We start from the raw sequence: 17,503 nt of genomic DNA on the forward strand, positions 1-17,503 counted from the left end.
CGCTCGGCCATAGTGCCGGCCGCAGGCGCTCCTACCGTCGACGTCATGACGACCACAGCAATCACCCAGTCCGCCGTCCCTGATATCACCGGCGACGATCGCGCCGCTCGCCTGACGGAAGCCGGAAGTGCGTGGGCCGAGCGCATCGAGGCCGATCGATCGAACGCGCACCTGACCTACAGGGTCGATGGTGCCGGTGCCGGTTCAGTGGCCACGACAGTGCGCGCCGGCAAGCACTCCTTCATCGTCGACGAGCCCGCTGCGCTGGCCGGTGATGACGCCGGGACGAGTCCGGTCGAGTACGCCCTCGGCGCGCTGGCCGGCTGCCAGGTCGTCGTCTACCGCCTCTACGCGCAGCAGCTCGGCATACCCTTCGACGACATCGTCGTCAGGGCCGAGGCGGATCTGGACGCGGCGCGACTGTTCGGCGCCGACGAGTCCGTCCGCGCCGGGTTCTCCGAGGTCCGACTCGCCATCGAGCTCTCGGGACCGGAGTCGGACGAGCGCTACGACGAGCTGCGCGAGGCCGTCGATGCCCACTGCCCGGTGCTCGACATCTTCCAGAATCCGACTCCGGTCACGACCACCGTCACCCGCGCCTGATCACTCGCCGGGTGCGGCAATCGCCGCACCCGGATCTGCCCTTCAGCTGCCCTGACGGTCGCGACCGTCAGGGCAGCGCTCTGTAGATCTCGCGGAGGTACTGCTCGCTTCGCTCGGAGCCGACGACTCCCGGCCCCATCTTGTTCATCATGTAGGAGATGGTCATCCGCCGGTCGAGGTCCATGATGATGACGGATCCGCCCCAGCCGCCCCAGTAGCAGATGCGGCCTTCCGGCAGGGAGGGCATCGCCTCAGGATCGGCGAGCGCGAAGCCCATCCCTCGACGAATCGGAACGCCGAGGACGAGGTCCGGGCCGGTGGTCTGCACCTCGAACACCTGCTCGATCGTGTCCGGCGACAGCAGGCGCATGCCGTCGACCTCTCCGCCGAGGGAGATCGCTGAGAGTATGCGAGCGACCGAGCGGGCGTTGCCGTGGCCGTTCGTGGCCCCCATATCGGCATTGCGCCACGCCGCCGTATTGGCGGCGGACGCGTCCGCCGCCGGCTGGGTGAAGGTTCTGATCATCGGATGGTCAGCGGGGATCGACGGATCGATCTCCAGTGGAGGCGGAGGGATCACGTCGGAGATCCGCCCCCAGTCCTCCTCGCGGGCGCCGATCTGGAAGTCAGCGCCCAGTGGACCGGCGATCTCCTCATCGACGAACTGCTTGAACGTCAAGCCAGTGGTGCGTCGAACGACCTCACCGATGAGGTGCCCCTGGTTCTGGGCGTGGTATCCGCCTGCACTTCCCGGCTGCCACCACGGCGCCTGCGCGGCCAGCGCCGCTGTCGACTTCTCCCAGTCGTACATGTCCTCGAGGGTGAAGGGTGCATCCCAGCCGGAGACCCCGGAGGTGTGTGCCATGAGGTGGCGCACCTCGATATCGGCTTTCCCATTGGCCGAGAACTCCGGCCAGTACGTGGCCACTGGGGCGTGCAGGTCGATCTCCCCCTGATCGGCGAGCATGAGCGCGGCGAGGTAGGTGACGGTCTTCGTCGTCGACCACACGTTCACGAGGGTGTCACTCGTCCAGGGAACGGTGCGGTCTGCGTCCCGATAGCCGCCCCACAGGTCGACGACGTTCTCCCCGTCCAGATTGATCACGAGGGATCCGCCGAGGTCCTCCCCGGTCTCGAGGTTCGCTGCGAACGCGGAGCGGAGTCCGTCGAACTGGTCTGTGCTCGTGCCGTGGAGTATTGACTGCATATTCTGGCCTCCTCTGCGCGAGGCCCCGTTGCCTCGTTCAAGCGACAGTCTAGGGCCCGTACTCTGGCGCTGACATCCAACGACAAGTAGGCTTGCGATGTGACGCAAGGAGGGGTCACTGTGGATGAAGAAGCGAACGCCATCATGGATGTCGTTGACATCCTCACCGCCGACCACCGGGACATGCTGGATCTGCTGCGGCAGGTCGAGACCACTGCGGAAGCAGAACTCCGACGAGACATCGTGGACACGGTGATCGCTGAGGTGATGCGCCATTCCGTCGCCGAGGAGATGATCGTCTACCCCGTCGTCGAGGAGTACGTTCCCAACGGCTCCGAGGAAGTCGCTCACGACAAGGAGGAGCACGAAGAGCTTGTCAGCGTGATGAAGCAGCTGGAGGACGTGGACGCCTCCGAACCGGCCTTCACGGAGAGGGTCCGCGAGCTTGCGGAACTGCTGGACCACCACGCGCATGACGAAGAGGATGAGCAGTTCCCCAAGCTCCGCGAGAGCATCCCCCGGCGGGAACTCGTCGAGATGGGCGCGAAGGTGGAGAACGCGAAGAAGGTGGCTCCCACGCGACCGCACCCGAGCGCGCCGCATGCGGAGCTGTTCCACAAGACGGCAGGCCCGGGTCTGGGCATGGTGGACCGCCTGCGCGACGCACTCACGAGCCGGCACACCGGCTGACCGACGGCGGTGAGTGTCCCTCCTCGAGGACGAGGAGCGGGATGCCGAGGAGGAGCATGCACGCGCAAGGATCCGCTCGCCAGGACGGCTCCGTACGGCGGAACGGCGTCACCGCCCGGATACTCGACGTCATCGAGCGGGCGGGCAATCGCATCCCGCACCCGTTCTGGCTGTTCCTGATCCTCGGCCTGGTCGTCCTGGTGCTGAGCCTGGTGCTCTCAGCACTGGGGGTGAGTGTCAGGTCGCCCACCGGCGAGGGGACGATTCAGGTCGTCAATCTGCTGTCCGTGGACGGAATCCGGCAGATCGTGTCGGAGGCGATCACCAACTTCACAGCGTTCCCACCGCTGGGCATCGTGCTCGTGGTCATGATGGGGGTGGCCGTCGCCGAAGGCAGCGGGCTGATCGCCGCAGCGGTGCGCAGGGTCGTCTCCACAGTGTCGGGCCGGTGGCTCACCTTCGCCGTCGCACTCACCGGAATCACAGGTTCCGTCGCGTCCGACGCCGTCATCATCGTCCTTCCGCCGTTGGCCGCGATGGCCTTCCTCGCCGCCGGCCGCAACCCGCTGCTCGGCATCGTTCTGGCCTTCGCGAGCGTGGACGCGGGCTTCAACGCGTCCCTGGTCATCACTGCGGCAGAACCGCTCTATGCGGGCATCAGCACAAGTGCCGCGCAGCTGGTCGACCCGGAGTACGTGGTCTCTCCCCTGTCGAACATCTACTTCACGGTGCCGTCGTCGATCCTCCTCGCAGCTCTTATCTCGTGGGTGGTGGAGAGATGGGTGGCACCGCGGGTCGAAGGACTCGAACTGGACGGGCCTCGGGCGCCGGGCAATCGTGAGAAGTCCTCGCTCGGGACCGCCGGCAGCACGGCTGCCGCCGATTCGACGGAGCGCACGGACGACACCGCGGACTCCGCCCAGCGAGCGGACGAGGAATCGATGGAACTGAGCTCCGCAGAGAAGCGCGGAGTCCGCAATGCGCTCATCGCGCTGCTCGCCTTCCTGGCGCTGGTGGCCGGCGCGGTCGCCCTCCCGGGCTCACCTCTGCGCGGCGAGGACGGTGGCATCCTCACGGGCCCCGCGCTCATGCATGTCTCCATACTGATCGCGATCATGTTCGTCGTGCTCGGTGTGGCCTACGGGGCGACCGTCGGCACCGTCACGTGGGCGAAGCTCCCGGAGTTCATGGTGAACGGGATGAAGGACGTCGCCCCCCGTCCTGGTCCTGTTCTTCGTGGCCGCCCAGTTCATAGCCTGGTTCGAATGGTCCAACATCGGTGCCGTCCTGGCCGTCACCGGAGCGGACCTCGTCGAAGCGCTGGGAGTCGCCACGCCGCTGCTCTTCATCGGCGTCATCCTCATGACGTTCCTGCTGAACCTGTTCATCACGAGCGGGTCAGCACAGTGGACGCTCATGGCGCCGGTCATCGTGCCGGCGATGATGCTGCTGAATGTGAATCCAGAAGTGAGCCAGGTGCTCTTCCGCATCGGTGATTCGGGCTCGCACCTCATCACCCCGCTCAACGTGTACTTCGCCCTCATGCTGACCTACCTCCAGCGATACCGGAGGGATGCCGGCATCGGCACCCTCGTGTCCATGACACTGCCGATCTGCATCGCAGTGCTCGTCGGATGGACCGCGTTCTTCCTGCTCTGGTACGTGATCGGCATCCCACTGGGCCCCGGCGTCCCCGTCCGGTGACAGACGCATACCTGGTCACGGATCAGGTCCGGGAGGTGACGACGGCTGCCCCGGTGAGCAGAACGGCCATGACGACAGCCATCATCGGGTAGCCGTTCAGCAGGCCGGCGACTGCAGGACCGGCCACTGGCGCGAAGGCTCCGACGAACGTCATCGGTGCCGTGAAGACGCCGTTGATCGTTCCGAAGTTCTGCGTTCCCCACCGATCCGACACCGCAGTCGCCTGGAGCAGCGTGTGACACCCGCGCACTGCACCGGCCAGCACGGCGACGACGATCAGCAGCCAGACCGGTCCGGGCAGCAGTGCCAGCGCCCAGAGCCCTGCCGCACCGGCGGCGAAGATCACGACCGTCCGCGCCCTTGCACTCGTCACTCGGGCGAACTGCGGATAGCCGAGCCTTCCGACGACCTGGCCGGCACCGATGAGCCCCAGCGCCCAGGCGGCGGTGCCGTAGGACATGCCGCGCTCCAAGAACATCGGAATGATGTTGATAGTGACGGCGAAGAGGGTGAAGGTCGCAGTCGCCATCGTGATCTGCAGGGTGATGAACTGCCGCGACCTGGTCACCGCCCGGATCGTCGCAGTCGGATTCTCCTCCGCACGCGCTGCAGAGGCATCGGTCCACCGACTGTTGAGGAAGAGCGCGTGCAGGGGCACGGTGGTGACAGCCAGGATGCCCGCCACCACGACGTAGCTCATCCGCCACCCCAACTGGTCGATCAGGGACGCGACCAGTGGTGCGAACACCGTCGAAGCCAGGCCGCCGACCAGCGTCACCGTCGTCAGCGGGCCCACCCTGCGCGGCCCGTACCAGCGGGTGATGACCGCGAATGCCGGTGGATAGAGCACCGCGGACTGGGCGAAGCCGGCCACGACCCACGCGACGAAGAACATCACCAGATTCGGTGACCACGCGACCAGCAGCATCGCGCCGACCCCGACGAGGGAGCCGGTCGTCATGACAGCGCGCGGACTCTGACGGTCCAGGAGCCGGCCCACGCGGATCCCCGCCAGCGCGGACACGATCAGTCCCGCGGACAGCGCCGCGGTGATGACGGTATGGCTCCAGCCGGTCTCCTCCGAGATCGGAGCGACGGCCACCGGGAGGGAGTAGTAGAGCAGCCCCCAGCTGACGATCTGTGCCGCGCACAGTGCGGGGAGACCACCACGGGGACGATCAGTCATGAGAGGGATCGTCCGCCGAGCCTGAAGGTGGTCTCATCTCTCCAGTATGTCTGTGCCGGTCGATAGGTCTGTGCCGGTCGATGTCCGTGCGATCGCGGGCGGGTGGAAGGCCGACGGCTCAGCAGCACGTGGACGATGCCGGCGCAGCCCCGCCGACCGCTACCAGCAGGGGCTCGTCAGACGCGTCACAGGACGGTCCGAGGTCGGCGCTGCACACGCCGGTCTCAGGAAGGTCCAGGTGCACGGCGTCCGCAGCCGCGCGGTCGCCCGCCAGTGCCGCTGCGATGGAACGGACCTGCTCGTATCCGGTGGCCATGAGGAAAGTCGGCGCCCGGCCGTAGCTCTTCATCCCGACGATGTAGAAGCCCGGTTCGGGGTGGGACAGGACCTGTTCGCCGTGCGGTTCGACGCTTCCGCACGAATGGAATTCCGGGTCGATGAGCGGGCCGAGCTGTCGCGGGGCCTCGACTGCAGGATCCAGGTCGAGGCGAAGCTCGCTCAGGATCGACAGGTCAGGGCGGAAGCCGGTGGCGGGCACGAGCACGTCCACGGTCAGGTCTTCGGGTCCAGCGGCCCCCGTCGCCAGGACACGGAGCCGGTCACCGGCGGCTTCGAATCCTGAGATCACGAAGGAGGTGTGGACGTCGATGGCGCCGGATTCGACGAGTGTGCGCAGTCGGGACCCGATCGCACCGCGTGCCGCGAGCTCGACATCGGCCTCGCCGCCGTACGTGCCGGCGACGTCAGCAGAGCGCACTGCCCAGCTGACACGGGTCTCGGGAACGTCTGCAGCCAGCTCGGCCAGGTCGAGCAGTGTGTTCGCCGCCGAATGCCCGGCCCCGACCACGAGGACGTGACGGCCCGCGAACCGTTCGCGCTCGGTGCCGTTGACCGCGGGCAGGGGCTGGGTGATGAGTCCCTGCGCCGCGGCGCGCTTCTCTCCGGCTGCGGGCAGACCCGATCGTCCCAGCGGGTTCGGCTGTGACCAGGTGCCGGACGCGTCGATCACGCTTCGGGCACGGACGTCCTCGTGCGATCCATCGGTACGGGCGATGCGCACGAGGAGCGGAGTGGCATCACGGTTCGCGCTGCGCGTCTTGTCGATGCCCTCCCGGGAGACTGCGACGACGCGCGAGTCGGTGCGGATGGCGTCATGCAGTGCCGCAGCCAGCGGGATGAGGTAGTCATCGACCAGGTCGTGGCCGGTGGGCAGGACGTCCAGGTCCGGCTCCTGCCAGCCGCTGGCCTCCAGCAGGCGCCTGGCGGCCTCGTCGATGTTGTAGCGCCACGGCGAGAACAGCCGCGTGTGTCCCCACGTGCGGATCGCGGCCGCCACGGAGTCTCCGGCCTCGAGCACCATCGGAGTGAGTCCGCGTTCACGGATGTGGGCGGCTGCGGCGAGCCCGACGGGGCCGGCACCGATGATGACGACGGGCAGATCGTGGGGCTCTGCGGCGCTGTCCTGCATGTCTCGTCTCCTGGAGTCAGTCGTGCGGTGAAGTCGGTGGCAGGGAGGTCGGTAGCCGCGAGGTCGGCAGCGGGGAGGCCCGCTGCGCGTCAGAGGGGTGAGCCGGTCAGCTGGTCGTCGACTCCAGCTCGCCGATCAGCTGCTGGATACGGGCTCTGATGTCGTCGCGGACCTGCCTGACGTCGTCGAGTCCCCTGCCTGCAGGATCGGTCAGTTCCCAGTCCTCGTAGCGCTTACCGGGGAAGATCGGGCAGGCGTCCCCGCAGCCCATCGTGATGACGACGTCGGAGGCCTGCACCGCCTCGGTGGTGAGCACCTTCGGCGAGCTCGTCGTGATGTCGATGTTCTCTTCGGCCATCGCCTCGACCGCCACAGGGTTGATCTGGTCGGCTGGCTCGGACCCGGCGGAGCGAACCTCGATCCGCCCCTCTGCCAGGTGACTCAGATATCCGGCGGCCATCTGCGAGCGGCCGGCGTTGTGGACGCAGACGAAGAGGACGCTGGGCTTGATGGTCGTGCTGGTGGCATCACGGGCAGGGGTCATCGGACCGTCCGATCTGGAGTGGGGGTCAGTCATCGAGCAATGTGGAGTGCAGAGCCTGGACGCGGGCGTCGATGTCGTCGCGGACCAGCCGCATCCGCTCGATTCCCTCGATGCCGCGCTCCGAGGGTTCATCGGTGTTCCAGGTCTCGATCGTGGCGCTCATGTCCGCGACAGGTTCGACGCGAGCGTCGGCGCCGAGGACGACGACCCGGTCGACCCGGCGCAGCAGATCGGGTGCGATCGGCTTGGGGTGCTCACCGGACATATCGGCACCGACCTCGGCGACCGCCTCGGCCGACAGCGCGTTGAGGGACGTGCCGGGCCTGGTGCCGGCCGAGTGCACCTCCACGGCGTCGCCGGCATGGCTGCGCAGCAGCGCGGCGGCCATCTGGGATTTCCCGCCGTTCTTGACGCAGACGAACAGGACACTGGGCTTGCTGTCGACTGAAGGGTTCATGAGCTCACGTCCGGGGTTCGGCGGTGGGGGACGGTCGGGTCGTTGCGGAAGAGCTTGGGGCCGGCCCACAGTGCCACGTAGACGAGGCCGACGAGGACGGGGACCTCGATCAGCGGGCCGACGACACCCGCCAGAGCCTGGCCCGAGGTGATGCCGAAGGTCCCGATCGACACCGCGATGGCCAGTTCGAAGTTGTTGCCCGAGGCGGTGAAGGCCACGCTGGTCGACTTCGCGTAGTTCAGCCCCACCGCTTTCGAGGCGAACAGGCTGATGGCGAACATGAGCACGAAGTACAGCAGCAGCGGCACCGCCATGCGGGCCACGTCCCAGGGCTGCGAGGTGATCGCCTCTCCCTGCATGGCGAACAGCAGCACGATCGTGAACAGCAGGCCGTACATCGCCCACGGGCCGATCGTCGGCAGGAACGACTCCTCGTACCACTGGCGGCCCTTGACCTTCTCCCCCAGCGTGCGCGTGAGGTAGCCCGCAAGGAGGGGGATGCCGAGGAACACGAGCACCGATGCCACGATCGCCCACACGGAGAACTGCGCCGAGGTCGTCTCCAGTCCCAGCCAGGACGGCAGCACCTGGAGATAGAACCAGCCGAGCGCACCGAAGGCCACGACCTGGAAGACGGAGTTGATGGCCACGAGCACCGCAGCGGCCTCCCGGTCACCGCAGGCCAGGTCGTTCCAGATGAACACCATCGCGATGCAGCGGGCCAGGCCGACGATGATCAGTCCGGTGCGGAACTCCGGCAGATCTGGCAGGAAGACCCAGGCGAGCGTGAACATGAAGGCCGGGCCGACGATCCAGTTGAGGAACAGCGACAGGATGAGCAGCTTCCGGTCACCCGTCACCCGATGCATCTCGTCGTAGCGCACTTTCGCCAGCACGGGATACATCATGACCAGCAGGCCGATCGCGATCGGCACGGAGATCCCGCCGATCTTCACCGCATCCAACGCTGTATCCAGCCCGGGCACGAAGCGCCCCAGCAGCAGCCCCACAGCCATCGCCGCCAGGATCCAGATCGCCAGCCAGCGGTCGAGGAAGGACATCTCCTGCCCGACGGGGCGGGCCCCCGTCTGCGCAGCAGCCGATGCCGTCGTGCTCATCAGCACTCCACTCTCTAGATCGATGGACGTCTATGAGTGAGAGTATGCGCATACATCGACGAACGTCAATGTATGGTGGGGCCATGAGTATTCCGCTGAAGAGGATGGACGCGGGCGTCGACGCCACCTCTGAGTGCTGCACCCTCGACGCTGCGCCGCTCGGTGCGGACGATGCCGGTCGGGTCGCGAAGAAGCTCAAGGCCCTCGCGGATCCGACGCGCCTGCGACTCCTGTCGCACGTCGCGGCCCAGGGGTGCGACGCGGTGTGCGCCTGCGACCTGGTCGATGTGCTCGATATCAGTCAGCCCACGATCAGCCACCACATGAAGAAGCTGGTCGAGGCGGGCCTGCTGACGCGGGAGCAGCGCGGCAAGTGGGCCCACTACACGGTGACCCGCGACGCCTTCGACGAGCTGCGCCGGTTCCTCGACCTGCGCTGAGCAGAGCGCTGAGCCGAGGCGGCTGCGCTGAGGATCACCGCTCTCTCAGCGGCGATCGTGCCATCGATCGGAACCGCCCCACGAGATGGGAACGGTCCAGCGTCAGCCGTCTTCACCCCCACGCGGAGGCATTCGTGAGGCAGAAGGGGTGGCCCGCCGGGTCGAGGAGGACGATCCACGTGTCTCCTGGCTGTTCTGCGGGCCGTTCCGCTCCCAGATCGACGAAGCGTTCCGCAGCGGCATCGACGTCCTCAACCGCCACATCGAAGTGGAACTGCTTGCTTCCGTCGTTCGGCCAGGCGGGCGGCTGGTAGTCGGGGATGGCGCCGATGCCCAGAGCGTGGCTGGGACCGGTCAGCATCGCGTAGTCCTCGTCGAGGTAGACGATCGGCCAGCCCAGGACAGCGGACCAGAAGTCGGCCATCGGCTTCGTCTCCGCCGCATCGAGGGTCACCATGGCCAGCGTCGCAGTCGGATTCTCTGCCGTCGTCTCCGTCGTCGTGCCTGTGGTCATGTCTGTCTGCGTGCCTGTCTGTGTATTCGTCATGCCTGCCATACTTCCGGCATGGGCCCCGGTCCGGATTGGACGAACGCGACACCACCGCAGATGTACGGTCATGTCCTGCGGCCCGATGAGCTGCTTGCTCGCGCCGCGTACGGCTTCGCAGAGCCGGATCCCCGCCTGGCCCGGTGGGTCGAACGGTACTGGTCTGTGCGATGGGAGTTCGCCGACGACGAGATCTTCCACACCTCCACCCTCGACGACCCCTCCGTCCACGTCACCGTCGAACGCGGTGGAGTCCTGCGCGCGGGTACCAGCGGTGCCGGCGTCTGGGTGACGGGACCGGTCTCGAAGGGCCGGTTCGACGTGAGCCTCACGGGCACCGGCGGTGTCATCGGTGTGAAGCTCCGAGTGGGCGGGGTGAGCGCCTTCGGCGACTACGACCTCGGCGCCGTTCGTGATCGCACGGTCCCCGCGCACGCATGGTTCGGGGACCACACCCCGTCCGCGGGCCTGCCGCTGGACGCACAGCATGCGGCTCCAGCACTCGACGCGTGGCTCCTGTCGCTCGCTCCGCGCGAGCCCGCCGGCGCCGACACCTTCCGGCATGTGCTCGCCGTTCTCGAATCGCCCGACGTCCCATCCCTCGCGGCGCTGGCAGAGCGGACCGGCATGAGCGCGCGCACCCTGCAACGACTCTTCCGCAGATTCGTCGGGGTGGGGCCGAAGCGGATGCTCGTGCGGGCGCGCGTCATGGACGCGGTCGCAGCGATCGACCGAGGCGACCCGCGCTCGACGACCGCTCTCGCCTATGACCTGGGCTGGTTCGACCAGTCGCACTTCGTCCGCGACTTCCGCACCGTCACCGGCGAGACGCCCGGGGCTTACGGGGTGAGGGACCGCGAGGGCACATCATGAGTGGTCATCCCATGAGGATGCCCACGACCTCGTTCGCGGTCGCGGGGACGAGCACTGCCGGCAGGAAGGAACTGTCCGTACGCCTCCGGATCTCCCGCACCTGCCACGACACCGTCGTCACACCTGCGGGGCGGCCTCCGCAGGTTCGTCTGCGCCGTCCTCCGCCGCCCGCATGACACGCAGGACGTTGCGGAACGCGAGGGCCTCCAGGTCACCCCGCGACCATCCCCGGTCAGCGAGTGCATGCAGCAGATCCTGATAGCGGGAGACGTCCTCGAGCCCCGCGGGAAGGGTCGCCGCCCCGTCGTAGTCACCGCCCAGGGCGATCCGGGTGATGCCCACGGCCTCGCGCGCGGCCTCGAGGTGAGCGACGACGCCGTCGAGCGTGGCCCGCGGCTCCGGGTGGGCGACCTCCCAGTCGGCCAGCCGCGCAGCGGCAGCCGGCGGGACCTCGGCGTCGGTGTCGCCGTAGTCGAATCCGGCGTGGTGGGCTGTGTTGTGGGCCCGGGCGTCCTCGCAGCTCTGCCCCGGACGGGGTGCCGCGGGCATGCTGTACGGCCGGGTGAGGCTGTTCGACCGGTTCGGGTCGTCGATGCCGAGGTCGATCCGGGCCTGGGATCGATCCAGGATCCACTGCCGCACGTCGGAGGAGACGAACGCGGGGACGAAGGTGAGGCCGAGGACTGAATCGGTCGCGGCGATCCGCTCGAGCACGCGGTCGGTGACGTTCCGCGGGTGCGGGTTCACGGACTGGACCGATGAGTGGGTGAACAGGGTCGGCACGGTCGAGGCACCGAGCGCGTCCAGCTGCGTGCGCTCGTTCGTGTGGGACAGGTCGACGAGCATGCCGAGTCGGTTCATCTCCGCGACCACCGCCAGGCCTTCTCCGGTGAGCCCACAGGTGGAGCGGGCGCCCGGAGAGCCCGCGGTGCCGTCGGCCTCGGCCTGCGCCTCCGCGGCTCCCGTCGCCGCCGTCGCCCAGGCGAGGTCGTCGTTGTGGGTGAGCGTCATAGAGCGGGCGCCCAGGTGGAACATCTGCCGCAGCACCGCCAGGGAATCAGCGATCGACTGGCCGCCTTCCAGCCCGATGAGGCTGGCGATGCGGCCGGTGGCGAGCGCGGATTCGACGTCATCCGCCGTGCGCGCCGGCTGCAGGGTCTCCGGGAACGCGGCCGTGAGCCGGTGGATCGCATCGATCTGCTGCAGTGTGGCGACGACCGCGTCCTCCTGGGGGATGGAGGACGGCACCCATGCGGACCAGAACTGTGCGCCCACTCCCCCACGGCGCATCCGCACCAGGTCGGTGTGCAGCTCCTCCCGGACCTGGTTCAGCCTCTGCACGTCGTAGCCGGCCTTCTCCCGCAGGGCGAAGGGCAGGTCGTTGTGGCAGTCGAGGACGGGGATCAGCGATGTCATGTCAGGCATCGTCCGAGTGTAGGACGCCGCAGGACATCAATACCGTCCGCCAGACCAATAAAGTCGACTTATTCTTCTCATCTGCATGAAACTCATAGACAGACCGCCTGAACATCCGTTAAGTTCTCATCCGTCACCAGCCTGCTCAAGACATCGATGACGAGGAGTTGCAGGATGAAGGTTTTCGCCGCCCCGGGTCCCGACGCACCGTTCGAGGAGATGGAGGTCGAGTCCCCCACTCCCACGGGCCGTCAGGTTCTGCTCCGTGTGACCCACAGCGGTGTCTGCCACACAGACACCCACAGCCACTCGGGACAGTACGACCTGGGCGGAGGAGCCAGCCTGTCCATCGCCGACCGCGGTCTGGAGTACCCGGCCGTCTTCGGCCACGAGATCGTCGGCGAAGTCATCGCAGTCGGACCAGATGCAGCAGATGTGACAGCGGGCGACAGCCGCATCGTGTTCCCCTGGGTCGGATGCGGCACCTGCGGACGCTGCGCGGCGGGACATTCGAATCTGTGCCGCACCAGTGAGGCGACCGGTGTCTTCCGCTGGGGAGGCTTCGCCACCGAGGTCCTGATCCGCGACTCCGATTTCCTGGTCGACTACGAGGGACTGGACCCCAGTTGGGCCGCCACTCTCGCCTGCAGCGGTCTGACCTCGTTCTCCGCTGTGAACCGCATCCTCCCCCTCGATGAGGACGAGACGGTCGCCGTGATCGGCACCGGCGGTGTCGGGCTCGCAGCGATCGCGCTCCTGTCCCGGATGACGTCCTCCCGCATCGTCGCCGTCGACGTGAACGACGCCAACCTGGAGAGCGCCGCCGGCCTGGGAGCCCACGTCACCGTCAACTCACGGAATCTGGGGGCGACGTCGCTCGCAGAGCACCTGGGTGGCCCTGTGCAGGCGATCGTCGACTTCGTGAACTCCAGCGATACGTTCACCTTCGCCTTCGCCTCGATCGACAAGGGCGGCACGATCGTTCCGGTGGGGCTGTTCGGCGGCAGCGCGCAGGTCTCCACCGCGCTCCTGCCGCTCAAAGCCGTGTCCGTCATCGGCAACTACGTGGGCAATCTGACGGATCTGCGAACGCTCGTGGAGATGGCGAAGACGCAGGACCTGCCGAAGGTCCCCATCATCGAGCGTCCGTTCACACTTGCGGACACGACGGACAGCCTCGCCGAACTCACCGCTGGAACCGCCACGGGCCGCACCGTCCTCGTCGGCTGACCGACGAATCGACGACCAGCAGACCGGACGCCCCACCTGGACGCCGGCCGCCGCACGGAGGCCGGACGACCCCGACGAAAGGGCTCGCTGCGATGGCGCAGCCGACAACCTCCTCACAGACTCCCCCCTCGCAGAATCCGCCCCTCGCCCCTGAGCACGCGCTGTCGAAGAAGCAGCGCCGCACATCGCTCGTCGCGGTCGTGTCCGGGAACTTCCTCGAATGGTTCGACTGGACCGTGTACGCGATCTTCACGACGTACATCGCTGCGAACTTCTTCGACTCCGGGGACAGCACGTCCGCCGTCCTCATGACGCTGGGAGTGTTCGCCGGCGGGTTCTTCGCCCGGCCCATCGGAGGTCTGGTCTTCGGGCGGATCGGTGACCGGCTGGGACGGAAGACCGCCCTGGTGCTCGCGATGGTCATGATGGGCCTGGGCAGCGCGATCATCGCCGTCATGCCCACCTACGAATCGATCGGCGTCTGGGCTTCGGTCGGTCTCTTCGCCGCCCGACTCATCCAGGGCATGGCCCACGGCGGTGAGTCCGGGAACGCGTACACCTACCTCGCGGAGATCGCGCCGAAGGACAAGCGCGGCCTCTGGGGCTCGAGCATCATGGTCACCGTCACGCTGGGCGTCATGGCCGCCACAGCCCTGGGAGCACTCCTGACCTCCGTGCTCGCGGAGGACGCGATGAACTCGTGGGGCTGGCGCATCGCGTTCGGCATCGGCGCACTGCTCGCGATCTTCGCGCTCTTCGTCCGTCGTCAGGCCGAGGAGAGCCAGTTCTTCGAAGATGCGAAGGCTGACGAGGACACGTCCGCCGCCCGCCAGATCAGCCGCAAGCACCTCGCCATCATCGCGCTGCGCATCGTGCTGCTCACCTCCCTCACCATGGTGCTGTACTACACGTGGATGAGCTTCTTCTCCGCCTATGCGATCAGTTCGAAGGGCATGGCGGAGCAGGGCGCCTACCTCGCCAGCCTGGGCGCCCAGGTCGTCGCCATCATCGTCCTGCCGCTCTGGGGCGCACTGTCCGACCGCATCGGCAGGAAGCGGCAGATGCAGCTCTGGGCGCTGGCAGTCATGGTCATCGTCTTCCCCGTCAGCTGGATCCTCACCGACGAGCCCTGGACACTCTTCCTCGCCCAGTCCATCGCACTGGTCGTGTGGGCGATGCAGGCCTCGATCCACTCGACCGTCATGGCGGAGCAGGCTCCCACGGAGGCCCGTTCGACAAGCGTCGGCGTGTGGTCATCGGTGGGTGCCGCACTCACCGGCGGCACCGCTCCGTACCTCAACACGTGGCTGACCGGGATGGGGCTCGAATGGGTGTTCTCCGCCTACATCATCGTGCTCGCGATCGTCACGCTCATCACGCTGCGGTTCACCCCGGAGACTGCCGGGCTCACGGTGGACGAGATCCCGCTCCCCGGCGAGAAGTCGCCCCCGGTCACCCGCTGACGGCGCCCGCCCGTCCCCGCAGTCGCGCGTCCCCGCAGTCGCCCGCCCGTCCCCGCAGTCGCGCGTCCCCGCAGTCGCCCGCCCCTGCATCCCCACCTGACCCGACCACACGTCTGGAGAACCATGTTCGACGAGTCCCACACCTTCACGCTCACGATCGCCGGCGAACCGATCGCCGGAGCGGCCGATCCGCTCACCGTGGTGAATCCCGCGACGGCGCAGCCCCTCGCCGAGGCCCCCTCCGCAGACCATTCCCAGCTGAACGCTGCGGTCACCGCGGCGCGGGACGCCTTCACGACGTGGCGTAAGCGTCCGTGGGAGGAGCGCCGTGACGCTGTGCTCGCGTACGCCGCCGTGCTCGAGGCCGAGGCCGATTCCCTCGCCCGCCTCCTCACCGCGGAACAGGGCAAGCCACTCGCCGCCGCCCGCGGTGAGGTCGCGCGGGCGATCGACTGGACCCGCAGCCTGGCGGACCTCGAGATCCCCACCCGCACCGCGGTCGACGACGACACCCACACCGCCCGTGTCCGCCACGTTCCGATCGGTGTCGTCGCGGGCATCGTCCCGTGGAACTTCCCCGTCACCCTGGCGATGTGGAAGATCGCCCCCGCACTGCTCACCGGGAACACGGTGGTCCTGAAGCCTTCTCCCTTCACGCCGCTGACCGGCCTGATGCTGGGAGAGCTGTCCCGCGGGGTCCTGCCCCCGGGCGTCCTCAACGTCATCACCGGCGACGACGACCTGGGCCCCGCCCTGACCGCGCACCCCGGCGTCGACAAGATCGCTTTCACGGGGTCCACCGCGACCGGCAAGGCCGTCATGGCGTCTGCTGCTGCGGACCTCAAGCGGGTCACCCTGGAGCTGGGCGGGAACGATGCGGCCGTGATCCTGCCGGATGCGGACGTGGAGGAGCTCGCGCCCGCGCTCTTCTGGGCGTGCTTCGCGAACACGAGCCAGTACTGCTTGGCGACGAAGCGCGTCTACGTCCACGAGGACGTCCACGAATCGTTCCTCCGTGCGCTGGTGCAGTACGCGGATTCCGTCGTCGTCGGCGACGGTGCGGAAGCGGGGACGCAGATGGGCCCGCTGCAGAACCGGAAGCAGTACGAACGGGTGCTCGAGGTCATCGCGGAGTCCGAAGCCGCCGGGCACACGATCGCCTACCGCGGGACCAGGCACCCCGACGAGGGGTTCTTCATCGGTCCCGTGATCGTCGACCAGCCGCCCGAGGACGCCTGGCTCGTGCAGGAGGAGCCGTTCGGCCCGATCGTCCCAGTGCTCACCTACACAGACGTCGACGACGTCGTGGAGCGTGTCAATGCGAGCCGCTACGGGCTGGGCGGATCCGTGTGGGGCACGGACGTCGACCGGGCGGTCGCCGTCGCAGAGCGGATCGAGTCCGGAGTCGTCTGGGTCAACGAGATCCACCGACTGTCACCGCAGTTCCCCCTGGCCGGGCACCGCGAATCGGGCATCGGCCGCGAGAACGGGATCGAGGGGCTGCTCGAGTACTGCAGCACCCAGGTGATCGCCGTCAGCAGATGAGGTGCCCGCGCCTCGCACAGGTGTGAGGAAGCCGATCCCCTCACGGTGCGACACCCACAGCCAGAGCCCGACCGTCGTGAGCACCGTGACGGGGATCGACACGAGCAGCATGCGGGGATCCACCGCGCCCTGCGCGACGGTGGCTGGTGCGAACGGGGACATGAGGAACAGCGTGAGGTTGTTCGCCGTGTGCACCACGATCGGCAGCTCGATCCCGCCGGTCTTCCAGGCGAGGAGGCCCATCGCCACAGCGAACACGGCGATGTCGATCTGTCCCCAGACGTCGTACTCGTGGCCGATGACGAACAACGGCACCGGCAGCAGGATCCCCCACAGCGGCGAGCGCAGCCACGTACCGCAGACCTGCATCGGCAGCGCTCGGAAGACGTACTCCTCGGCCGCGCACTGCAACGGCACGGCCACCACGACGATGAGCAGGACGGCGAGGACCATGCCACGCTGCGGTGGCTCGCTGAACGGTGCCCCGGAGAACACGACCAACGCGCCGTTCACCACTGCGAAGACGGGGATCACCACAGCGGCCGCTGTGAGCGCCAGCGACCACCGGAACCCGCCTGCGACCGAGTGGACCGTGCCTGCAGCAGCTCCTCGACGTCCGCCGAGGAGCCGGTGCGCTCCCAGCACCGCCGGCAGCATCACTGCGAGGATGCCGAGGCCCATCGCCGTGTCCATCGGATTGCTCGGATCGTCGAGCTCCGGGCTCGCATCCGGGACTCCGGGGATCAGCGAGAGGAGGACGGCGCTGATCAGCAGGGCGGCGAACAGGGCCACGGCGATCACTGCGGCGCAGATCACGACCACGATGGGTCGCCACCAGCGCGCGGCCTCCGGCCGGACGTGGGCGAGGCGGTGGTAGGGCAGGGCTCTGGACGGCGCATTCGAGGTCATGCCTCCAGGCTTCCCGCTGTCGGAGGGCGCCGGATCAGGCGGAAGGCTGATCCTCCGTCCTCATACGAAAGCACGATCCCGCCCGCCCGGGGCGGTCCCTAGA

17 protein-coding genes and 1 pseudogene are annotated in these 17,503 nt (G+C 67.9%); 9 read left to right on the forward strand and 9 right to left on the reverse strand.

Annotation, left to right across the window (positions count from 1 at the left end; genetic code table 11):
- The first annotated feature begins 45 nt into the window (after positions 1-45).
- A complete protein-coding gene (locus BJEO58_RS11375) occupies positions 46-603 on the forward strand; it encodes an OsmC family protein (RefSeq protein ID WP_101589660.1) in 558 nt (185 codons plus the stop codon).
- A 67-nt stretch (positions 604-670) separates the two neighbouring features.
- Here the strand turns inward: BJEO58_RS11375 and BJEO58_RS11380 are convergent, their stop codons facing one another.
- The gene (locus tag BJEO58_RS11380; RefSeq protein ID WP_101589600.1) at positions 671-1,810 is read right to left on the reverse strand and encodes a serine hydrolase domain-containing protein; all 1,140 of its coding nucleotides are present in this window, start codon (positions 1,808-1,810) and stop codon (positions 671-673) included.
- A gap of 120 nt (positions 1,811-1,930) precedes the next feature.
- On the opposite strand from BJEO58_RS11380, the gene BJEO58_RS11385 reads away from it, so the two are divergent.
- The 3 genes and pseudogenes from BJEO58_RS11385 (at position 1,931) to BJEO58_RS15260 (ending at position 4,204) form a co-directional block, all read left to right on the forward strand.
- A complete protein-coding gene (locus BJEO58_RS11385; RefSeq protein ID WP_246075950.1) occupies positions 1,931-2,500 on the forward strand; it encodes a hemerythrin domain-containing protein in 570 nt (189 codons plus the stop codon).
- A 56-nt stretch (positions 2,501-2,556) separates the two neighbouring features.
- Positions 2,557-3,654: pseudogene (locus BJEO58_RS11390) on the forward strand (AbgT family transporter); the annotation flags it as partial.
- Positions 3,655-3,736: 82 nt separating this feature from the next.
- Positions 3,737-4,204, forward strand: coding sequence for an AbgT family transporter (locus tag BJEO58_RS15260; protein WP_257904213.1), 468 nt, complete (start codon positions 3,737-3,739; stop codon positions 4,202-4,204).
- Positions 4,205-4,226: 22 nt separating this feature from the next.
- On the opposite strand, the gene BJEO58_RS11395 is transcribed toward BJEO58_RS15260, so the two are convergent.
- The 5 genes from BJEO58_RS11395 to arsB all read right to left on the reverse strand — a co-directional run bounded on the left by BJEO58_RS11395 (position 4,227) and on the right by arsB (position 8,977).
- Positions 4,227-5,390: an MFS transporter gene (locus BJEO58_RS11395; protein ID WP_101589601.1), complete on the reverse strand. Its 1,164-nt coding sequence runs from the start codon at positions 5,388-5,390 to the stop codon at positions 4,227-4,229.
- Positions 5,391-5,508: 118 nt separating this feature from the next.
- Positions 5,509-6,858, reverse strand: coding sequence for an FAD-dependent oxidoreductase (locus tag BJEO58_RS11400; protein ID WP_101589602.1), 1,350 nt, complete (start codon positions 6,856-6,858; stop codon positions 5,509-5,511).
- A 106-nt stretch (positions 6,859-6,964) separates the two neighbouring features.
- Complete coding sequence (locus tag BJEO58_RS11405; RefSeq protein WP_101589603.1) at positions 6,965-7,402, reverse strand: arsenate reductase ArsC; 438 nt, start codon at positions 7,400-7,402, stop codon at positions 6,965-6,967.
- A 25-nt stretch (positions 7,403-7,427) separates the two neighbouring features.
- Entirely contained in the window at positions 7,428-7,859 is a 432-nt protein-coding gene (locus BJEO58_RS11410) for an arsenate-mycothiol transferase ArsC (protein WP_101589604.1), read from the reverse strand.
- Entirely contained in the window at positions 7,856-8,977 is a 1,122-nt protein-coding gene (gene arsB, locus BJEO58_RS11415; protein WP_101589605.1) for an ACR3 family arsenite efflux transporter, read from the reverse strand. The genes BJEO58_RS11410 and arsB overlap by 4 nt, the downstream gene beginning before the upstream one ends.
- Positions 8,978-9,060: 83 nt before the next feature.
- Between arsB and BJEO58_RS11420 the strand changes: the two genes are divergently transcribed.
- Positions 9,061-9,417, forward strand: a complete 357-nt coding sequence (locus BJEO58_RS11420; protein WP_246075949.1) for an ArsR/SmtB family transcription factor — start codon at positions 9,061-9,063, stop codon at positions 9,415-9,417.
- Between the two features lie 112 nt (positions 9,418-9,529).
- Here the strand turns inward: BJEO58_RS11420 and BJEO58_RS11425 are convergent, their stop codons facing one another.
- Positions 9,530-9,964: a VOC family protein gene (locus BJEO58_RS11425; RefSeq protein WP_246075948.1), complete on the reverse strand. Its 435-nt coding sequence runs from the start codon at positions 9,962-9,964 to the stop codon at positions 9,530-9,532.
- Positions 9,965-9,982: 18 nt separating this feature from the next.
- Here BJEO58_RS11425 and BJEO58_RS11430 point away from each other — a divergent pair, with 18 nt between their 5' ends.
- On the forward strand, positions 9,983-10,837 hold the full coding sequence (locus tag BJEO58_RS11430) for a helix-turn-helix domain-containing protein (protein ID WP_246075947.1): 855 nt from the start codon (positions 9,983-9,985) through the stop codon (positions 10,835-10,837).
- Positions 10,838-10,954: 117 nt separating this feature from the next.
- Here the strand turns inward: BJEO58_RS11430 and BJEO58_RS11435 are convergent, their stop codons facing one another.
- A complete protein-coding gene (locus BJEO58_RS11435) occupies positions 10,955-12,262 on the reverse strand; it encodes a dipeptidase (RefSeq protein ID WP_101589608.1) in 1,308 nt (435 codons plus the stop codon).
- A gap of 165 nt (positions 12,263-12,427) precedes the next feature.
- Between BJEO58_RS11435 and BJEO58_RS11440 the strand changes: the two genes are divergently transcribed.
- The 3 genes from BJEO58_RS11440 (at position 12,428) to BJEO58_RS11450 (ending at position 16,491) form a co-directional block, all read left to right on the forward strand.
- Entirely contained in the window at positions 12,428-13,483 is a 1,056-nt protein-coding gene (locus BJEO58_RS11440) for an alcohol dehydrogenase (RefSeq protein WP_180951934.1), read from the forward strand.
- A gap of 92 nt (positions 13,484-13,575) precedes the next feature.
- Positions 13,576-14,946, forward strand: a complete 1,371-nt coding sequence (locus BJEO58_RS11445; RefSeq protein ID WP_101589610.1) for an MFS transporter — start codon at positions 13,576-13,578, stop codon at positions 14,944-14,946.
- A 123-nt stretch (positions 14,947-15,069) separates the two neighbouring features.
- Positions 15,070-16,491 carry an aldehyde dehydrogenase family protein gene (locus BJEO58_RS11450; protein ID WP_101589611.1) on the forward strand — a complete coding sequence of 474 codons (1,422 nt, stop codon included), beginning with the start codon at positions 15,070-15,072 and terminating at the stop codon, positions 16,489-16,491.
- Here the strand turns inward: BJEO58_RS11450 and BJEO58_RS11455 are convergent.
- The gene (locus tag BJEO58_RS11455; protein WP_101589612.1) at positions 16,381-17,400 is read right to left on the reverse strand and encodes a CPBP family intramembrane glutamic endopeptidase; all 1,020 of its coding nucleotides are present in this window, start codon (positions 17,398-17,400) and stop codon (positions 16,381-16,383) included. The genes BJEO58_RS11450 and BJEO58_RS11455 overlap by 111 nt on opposite strands.
- Between the last annotated feature and the right edge of the window lie 103 nt (positions 17,401-17,503).

This window comes from Brevibacterium jeotgali, assembly GCF_900169175.1.
Taxonomy (GTDB): Bacteria; Actinomycetota; Actinomycetes; order Actinomycetales; family Brevibacteriaceae; genus Brevibacterium; species Brevibacterium jeotgali.

What these genes read in the sequence shown, in the direction of transcription:
- BJEO58_RS11395 (WP_101589601.1), bottom strand. Translation starts at nt 5,390, where the DNA reads ATGACTGATCGTCCCCGTGGTGGTCTCCCCGCACTGTGCGCGGCACAG.
- BJEO58_RS11445 (WP_101589610.1), top strand. Translation starts at nt 13,576, where the DNA reads ATGGCGCAGCCGACAACCTCCTCACAGACTCCCCCCTCGCAGAATCCG.
- BJEO58_RS11400 (WP_101589602.1), bottom strand. Translation starts at nt 6,858, where the DNA reads ATGCAGGACAGCGCCGCAGAGCCCCACGATCTGCCCGTCGTCATCATC.
- BJEO58_RS11410 (WP_101589604.1), bottom strand. Translation starts at nt 7,859, where the DNA reads ATGAACCCTTCAGTCGACAGCAAGCCCAGTGTCCTGTTCGTCTGCGTC.
- BJEO58_RS11375 (WP_101589660.1), top strand. Translation starts at nt 46, where the DNA reads ATGACGACCACAGCAATCACCCAGTCCGCCGTCCCTGATATCACCGGC.
- BJEO58_RS11435 (WP_101589608.1), bottom strand. Translation starts at nt 12,262, where the DNA reads ATGCCTGACATGACATCGCTGATCCCCGTCCTCGACTGCCACAACGAC.
- BJEO58_RS11420 (WP_246075949.1), top strand. Translation starts at nt 9,061, where the DNA reads ATGAGTATTCCGCTGAAGAGGATGGACGCGGGCGTCGACGCCACCTCT.
- BJEO58_RS11450 (WP_101589611.1), top strand. Translation starts at nt 15,070, where the DNA reads ATGTTCGACGAGTCCCACACCTTCACGCTCACGATCGCCGGCGAACCG.
- BJEO58_RS11405 (WP_101589603.1), bottom strand. Translation starts at nt 7,402, where the DNA reads ATGACCCCTGCCCGTGATGCCACCAGCACGACCATCAAGCCCAGCGTC.
- BJEO58_RS11440 (WP_180951934.1), top strand. Translation starts at nt 12,428, where the DNA reads ATGAAGGTTTTCGCCGCCCCGGGTCCCGACGCACCGTTCGAGGAGATG.
- BJEO58_RS11455 (WP_101589612.1), bottom strand. Translation starts at nt 17,400, where the DNA reads ATGACCTCGAATGCGCCGTCCAGAGCCCTGCCCTACCACCGCCTCGCC.
- BJEO58_RS11425 (WP_246075948.1), bottom strand. Translation starts at nt 9,964, where the DNA reads ATGACGAATACACAGACAGGCACGCAGACAGACATGACCACAGGCACG.
- arsB (WP_101589605.1), bottom strand. Translation starts at nt 8,977, where the DNA reads ATGAGCACGACGGCATCGGCTGCTGCGCAGACGGGGGCCCGCCCCGTC.
- BJEO58_RS11380 (WP_101589600.1), bottom strand. Translation starts at nt 1,810, where the DNA reads ATGCAGTCAATACTCCACGGCACGAGCACAGACCAGTTCGACGGACTC.
- BJEO58_RS11430 (WP_246075947.1), top strand. Translation starts at nt 9,983, where the DNA reads ATGGGCCCCGGTCCGGATTGGACGAACGCGACACCACCGCAGATGTAC.